This window comes from uncultured Microbulbifer sp. (genome assembly GCF_913055755.1).
Taxonomy (GTDB): Bacteria; Pseudomonadota; Gammaproteobacteria; order Pseudomonadales; family Cellvibrionaceae; genus Microbulbifer.
In genome coordinates this window covers 1-5,547 of record NZ_CAJXKH010000144.1, presented here as the reverse complement: position 1 = coordinate 5,547, position 5,547 = coordinate 1, and the positions used below count along the sequence as shown (strand labels likewise).

At 56.9% G+C, this 5,547-nt stretch carries 7 protein-coding genes; 2 read left to right on the top strand and 5 right to left on the bottom strand.

Annotation, left to right across the window (positions count from 1 at the left end; genetic code table 11):
- Together QZ511_RS16160 and QZ511_RS16155 are read right to left on the bottom strand one after the other, a co-directional pair.
- The coding region (locus QZ511_RS16160) for a TonB-dependent receptor plug domain-containing protein (protein WP_295804022.1) at positions 1–970 on the bottom strand (970 nt) is incomplete at its 3' end.
- 472 nt (positions 971–1,442) lie between these two features.
- Entirely contained in the window at positions 1,443–1,961 is a 519-nt protein-coding gene (locus tag QZ511_RS16155) for a macro domain-containing protein (protein WP_295804021.1), read from the bottom strand.
- A 96-nt stretch (positions 1,962–2,057) separates the two neighbouring features.
- Here QZ511_RS16155 and QZ511_RS16150 point away from each other — a divergent pair, with 96 nt between their 5' ends.
- Positions 2,058–3,143, top strand: coding sequence for a diguanylate cyclase (locus QZ511_RS16150; RefSeq protein ID WP_295804019.1), 1,086 nt, complete (start codon positions 2,058–2,060; stop codon positions 3,141–3,143).
- A 140-nt stretch (positions 3,144–3,283) separates the two neighbouring features.
- Positions 3,284–3,712: an Hsp20/alpha crystallin family protein gene (locus tag QZ511_RS16145; protein ID WP_295804017.1), complete on the top strand. Its 429-nt coding sequence runs from the start codon at positions 3,284–3,286 to the stop codon at positions 3,710–3,712.
- 72 nt (positions 3,713–3,784) lie between these two features.
- Here QZ511_RS16145 and QZ511_RS16140 read toward each other — a convergent pair whose 3' ends face one another.
- The 3 genes from QZ511_RS16140 to QZ511_RS16130 all read right to left on the bottom strand — a co-directional run.
- A complete protein-coding gene (locus tag QZ511_RS16140; RefSeq protein ID WP_295804016.1) occupies positions 3,785–4,186 on the bottom strand; it encodes a thioesterase family protein in 402 nt (133 codons plus the stop codon).
- 74 nt (positions 4,187–4,260) lie between these two features.
- Positions 4,261–5,034 carry a VIT1/CCC1 transporter family protein gene (locus QZ511_RS16135; protein ID WP_295804011.1) on the bottom strand — a complete coding sequence of 258 codons (774 nt, stop codon included), beginning with the start codon at positions 5,032–5,034 and terminating at the stop codon, positions 4,261–4,263.
- A gap of 119 nt (positions 5,035–5,153) precedes the next feature.
- A partial coding sequence (locus QZ511_RS16130; protein WP_295804008.1) for a DUF885 family protein occupies positions 5,154–5,547 on the bottom strand: 394 nt, incomplete at its 5' end.

Sequence of the window (5,547 nt, the reverse complement as noted above, 5' to 3'; positions counted from 1 at the left end):
CTGCGTTGCCATCCAGTGCGCCGACCAGTCGCACACCATCCGAGGTATATACGCCATCACGACCATTCGGGTTGCGGTAATAGAAACCGCCGTCCACCATGCGATTGGAATAGTTGCCAAACGCATAAATTTCGCTGCCGTCTTTCAGGTCGATACCGAAGTTACCAAACAGGGTCAGGTCGTCTTCAATCTTGGGCGAACCCCAGATTTGTGCTGGTTCCGGCACCGCGGTATTACCCGCATCAATCATTGCCTGCGCATCCGGACGCTGCACCGAGCGGGAGGTGGCGTCGGTATTTTTAAACTGGAAGCTTAAATTCAGGAAACCTGAATCGGTCATGGGCATGCCATAGTTGCCCGCCATGGTTGTGGTCTGGCCGTCGCCCTCAAAAAACTCGCCGTTTTTGATTTCCAGCGAACCACCTTCCGCATCGTCTTTCAGCACGAAGTTCATCACCCCGGCAATGGCGTCGGAACCATACTGGGCCGCTGCACCGTCGCGCAGTACTTCAACCTGCTTGAGCGCGATACTCGGAATCACGGAGATATCCGGTCCCTGCGCCCCATCGTTCAGGCCACCGCCCTGGAAGGCAATGACCGAGGCGCGATGACGGCGCTTGCCGTTTACCAGAATCAGGGTGGAATCCGAGGACAGGCCGCGCATATTCACCGGACGGATCATCGACGCCGCATCACTAATCGGCTGGTCGTGCACGTTGAAGGAAGGCACCGAGCCCTTCAGCAGGTCGAGCATATCGCTGCTGCCCGATTTGGCCAGGTCATTCGCGTTGAGCACATCCACCGGCACCGGGGATTCTGTCACGGAACGGGGTTTGGTTCTGGAACCCACGGTAACCACTTCTTCAATCACTTCCTTGGCATCGCTGCTGGTTTGTGCAAATGCGGGCATTCCCAGGCTGCCGGCCAGCGCAACCAGGGACAGCGAAGTAACGACTTGTTGAACCTTCATGGTTTCTCTCCAATTAGCGATTATTATTTTATGGCGCGAAATTTCGACGTAGTTATAGGTTTGGGCGAGAATTTCGCGATGAACACAACAGGTTAAGTAATCCCGTTGTGAGCAAAATAATTGGAAAGCATTAATGCCGCGAAGTCTACCGAATACCCCTATGGGAACTTTGCGATAAAATCAGTAGATCCGGGAAAACCAGAAGAGCCAATAAAAGGAGTAGAGCCGAGAAAACCAGCAAAGTCAGGTTTTACTTTCGTTCAAACAATCCAAATAATGAATGACTTTGACGCCACTTATCAAAAATTTCTTCTATACCGGTAATTTCCAACTCAACCATTTCCCGGTAGAGCTTATTTTTCATCAGGGCGAGATGAAAGTGACACATAAGGTGAAGCAAGACGGCGAAAAGGTTTTTCTTCCGCAATTAAATTTTTCCGGACAGAGATAGTCCACGATGGGAAACAGGGAATTATTGATTAAAAAAGCGCGCCTGGACTTTGCGCCATTCCGTCAACGCCGCCGGGGAGTGCAGGCACACGGTCAGCAATGCAAAATCCTGCTGCGACGCGCGCAGCACCTCAAGCGCCTGGTGTGCGGCCATACCGTGGGGAAAGCGATTGGTACCGGCACCCAGTGCCGGGAACAGCAATCGTTTTAGCCCCCGCTCACGGGCCATCGCCAAAACACTTTGGTAACACTGCCGCAACTGCGTTAGTGCAATTGCCCCCCATTGGTCACCACTGCTCCACTGCGGTGTAACCGTGTGTAACAGGTAATGGGTGGCGAGATTTGGCGCGCTGGTGATACGGGCCTCACCTACCGCGCACTCGGGCAATTGCGCACACTCACGGAGCAACGCATCCCCAGCGCGATCGTAAATCTGGGCGGACAATCCACGGCCGCGGATCAGATGTTTATGCGCGGGGCACACGAGCGCGTCCGCCTCGATTGTGAGAACGTCATCACAAATCAACTGCAGTTGTCCCATCGGTAACTCCGCGACATGGTCATTCGCCTTTACTATAGCCCGCAGGCCCGCCATTAACCGGCAGAGGCTATGGCCCGAGCAGCAATACGCGGAACCATGGAACATACATACCACACACCCAACAACACCGACTTTCCGGACCCCATCGTGCAGGCGCGGGGCCTCGAGCTGCGTCGCCGTATCCAGGCATCCAGCTATATGCTGATCTTCGCCCTCGCCATTACCGGTGCCATGGGTGTGATTGCGCTGATGGCTGCGGACCTGTTTCTCGCCGCTACCCTGTTTGCCGTGGCGGGTGTGATTCTCGCCGCGTTTATCGGTGTCAATATTGCCGGCCCCAGCCGCAAGACCCCGGTGCTGGTTGGGGTACTGCTGCTGGTGCTGTACTTTTACCTGCTGTTGTCCGGTGGCGTGAACAACACCGGTCTGATGTGGGCGGTGATGCTGGTGCCCGGATTTATCAATCTCTACGGGTACAAGTGGGGTACGGTCACCCTGGCCGGGGTCGGCGCTGCGACCGCGCTGGTGCTGTTTTATCCGGATTTTCCCGGCCTGCTGGCACACTACGATACCGGTCACCGCGCGCGTTTTATCGCCGTATTTGGCGCCCTGACCGCGCTGACCGCGATCCTCGACAGCAGCCGCCACCAGACCCAGCAGATGCTGCACACCCTCACCGCGGAACTGGAGAGCCGCGCCAGTACCGATGCGCTCACCGGCCTCGCCAACCGTCACGAAGCCTACCGCGCGATCAGCGCGCTGGAGCGGCGCAACCGCGAACTGGCGGGGCGCTATACGGTACTGATCGGCGATCTGGACGGCTTCAAGGCCATCAACGATAACTTTGGCCACAACTTCGGCGATCAGGTGCTGAAAGATGTCGCACAGGTATTGCGCGACAATACCCGCAGTGACGACATAGTCGCGCGCTGGGGCGGCGAGGAATTCCTGATCCTGTTGCCGAATACCGATGTACAGGGTGGCGGTATTCTCGCGGAAAAACTGCGGCTGAAAGTCGCGGCCCTCAGGGACAAATACCCGCAGGATGCCAGTATTTCCATCAGCTTTGGTGTGGCCGAAGGCGATCCCCGCACGGCGACGCACGGCCAGTTGCTGTCTCAGGCGGACTCCCGCATGTACCGCGCCAAGCACGGCGGTCGCAACCAGGTAGTCGCCGACTGATCGGCACTCCCCGTTCATACACAGGGGGCCCCCGGCCCTACGGACAGAGCACCAGCTCCCTATAATTTATGCGCAGGTAAATCGCGCGCCGGAATTGTGTGTGGCGACATATCCAGTTCGAGATTTTGGGAGGTGAGGCTATGAAACTGATCCCTCGCGACAAATTGCTCGACTTCGACGAAATCGTGGAGCAATTTTTTAATACCAGCCAGGACATGGGTGAATCCCGCAGCGGATTCTTTACCCCGCGGGTCGATATCCACGAGCGCAAAGACCACTATGAAGTCAGCGCGGAAATGCCGGGAATTCGCAAAGAGGACCTGGAGGTGACACTGGAAGACGGTGTATTGACTATCGAGGCGGAAATTAACCAGACGATTCCACAGGATGAAGACAGCCGTGTGTTACGCCAGGAACGCCGCTACGGTAAATTCAGCCGCAGTTTCAACCTGGGGGAGGGCATCGACGAAAACGACATCGATGCAACCTTCAAGGACGGCGTATTGACACTGACTGTGCCGAAAGTGGAGCACAAAAAGCCAGTCAGCCACCGCATTCAAATTCACTGAATTGCTGAGACACCACCCGCCGCCATCGCCGCGGCGGGCCCCATTTCCGGGCTTGAGCATGTCAACCGGCAGTCATGCGGACGTGGGCAACAGGTGCTCGTTGAGGCGCTCGCGCACCGCGCCCGGAATGGGTGCCTTGGTCTGGTTCTCGTAATCGAAGTGCACCATCACGCAATCCCCCTGCGCCACCAATTTCTCCTTCTGCCAGACTTCCTGGTGCACACCGAAAGATGTGTTGCCGATTGCGGTTATCCAGGTGCGGATTTCCACCGCTGAAAACAGGTAGATCTGCGCAACAAAATCCACATCCATTTTTTTCAGGATCAGATTCCATTTCGCCAGAGACAGGTCCGGGTTGAACAACTGGAAAATGGGCATGCGTCCGTGTTCAAACCAGTTCGGCACAATGGTGTTGTTGATATGCCCCAGGGCATCGGTCTCTGAAAAGCGGGGTTCCACCTGGTAAGTGAACATGGCGGGGCTCCTGAACAATCTGATTTACATTACTGACAATTGCGGCCGGTATGATACCTCAAGCCCCACAATTTCTATTGAATTCCGAATATCAGCCTTAAAAAATAGCCGGTCGCGAAAGCCAGAAAAGCGGCACCGCCACCCAGCACAAATGTCCTGAGTCCCGAAGCCAGCAACGACCGGCTGTTTACCCACCCTTTGACCAGGCCGATAGCAAAAAAGACAATGCCGGCGAGCACCGCGCTGGCGAAGAATTGTCGCGACTGTGCAATGCCCGGCACCAGGAAGGGCAGCAGTGGTATCAGGCCGATGGCCACGAATGCACAGAAAGTCCACCAGGCGGACGCCAGGGGGTTCGGCTCGATCGGCGCAAGGCCATATTCTTCCTGCAACATGGTGTCGACCCACAGCTTGTGGTCCGAGGTAACCGTGTTGACGATGATCTCCAGGCTTTCGCCACTGAAGCCCTTGGCAGCAAATATCTGCCGTACCTCCTCGCGCTCACCCTCCGGCACCAGTGCGATATGCTGCTCTTCGGTGCGGCGTGCAGTGTCCGCGTAATGCTGCTCGGTACTCACCGCTTCATAGTTGCTCACCGCCATGCTGAAGCCATCTGCCAGCAGGTTGGCGAATCCCATCACCACCACCACCAGCGGCGGGAATCCGGCGCCGTAGGCACCGCAGACAATAGCAAAGGTGGTGACGCAGCCATCGATGGCACCGAGCACCAGGTCCGCCAGCCGCCGGGGTTGCGGCGCCTGTTGCAGACGCCGGGCGATATTTTCCGGGCGGTGGTCGTGCTGAAGCTGTTGTTTACGAGATTGTTTGCGAGATTTTTCCTGCGACACCTGCGCTCTCCACTTGTGGACACCTTACCGGTACCTGGCGACATCAGTTCTCAAGGTAGCAGCAAAAAAAATGGCGGGCACAGGGCCCGCCATTTTTATTTTGTCGATCGCGCTGGCAATCAGCCTGCCTTGACGCTTTCGACCCAGTCGTTGACCCGCTTCTCCAGCAGCGGCAGCGGCAGTGCACCACCACCGAGAACGGTGTCGTGGAAGGCGCGAATATCGAATTTGTCGCCCAGCGCGTCTTCCGCCTGCCCGCGCAGCTCTTCGATTTTCAGCATGCCGATTTTGTAGGACGTAGCCTGGCCGGGAACGGTCAGGTAACGACGTACTTCGGAGCGCACTGCACCTTCCGGAATTGCAGAGTTATCCAGGAAGTACTGTACCGCCTGGTCCTGGCTCCAACCCTTGGCGTGCATGCCGGTGTCGACCACCAGGCGGATGGCGCGCCACATTTCCGCGGTCAGGCGGCCGAAGTCCTTGTAGGGATCCTGGAACTGGCCCATCTCCTTG

Excerpts from the sequence above, each read along its gene's own strand:
- QZ511_RS16155 (WP_295804021.1), bottom strand. The coding sequence starts at position 1,961 with ATGGGACAACTGCAGTTGATTTGTGATGACGTTCTCACAATCGAGGCG.
- QZ511_RS16150 (WP_295804019.1), top strand. The coding sequence starts at position 2,058 with ATGGAACATACATACCACACACCCAACAACACCGACTTTCCGGACCCC.
- QZ511_RS16145 (WP_295804017.1), top strand. The coding sequence starts at position 3,284 with ATGAAACTGATCCCTCGCGACAAATTGCTCGACTTCGACGAAATCGTG.
- QZ511_RS16140 (WP_295804016.1), bottom strand. The coding sequence starts at position 4,186 with ATGTTCACTTACCAGGTGGAACCCCGCTTTTCAGAGACCGATGCCCTG.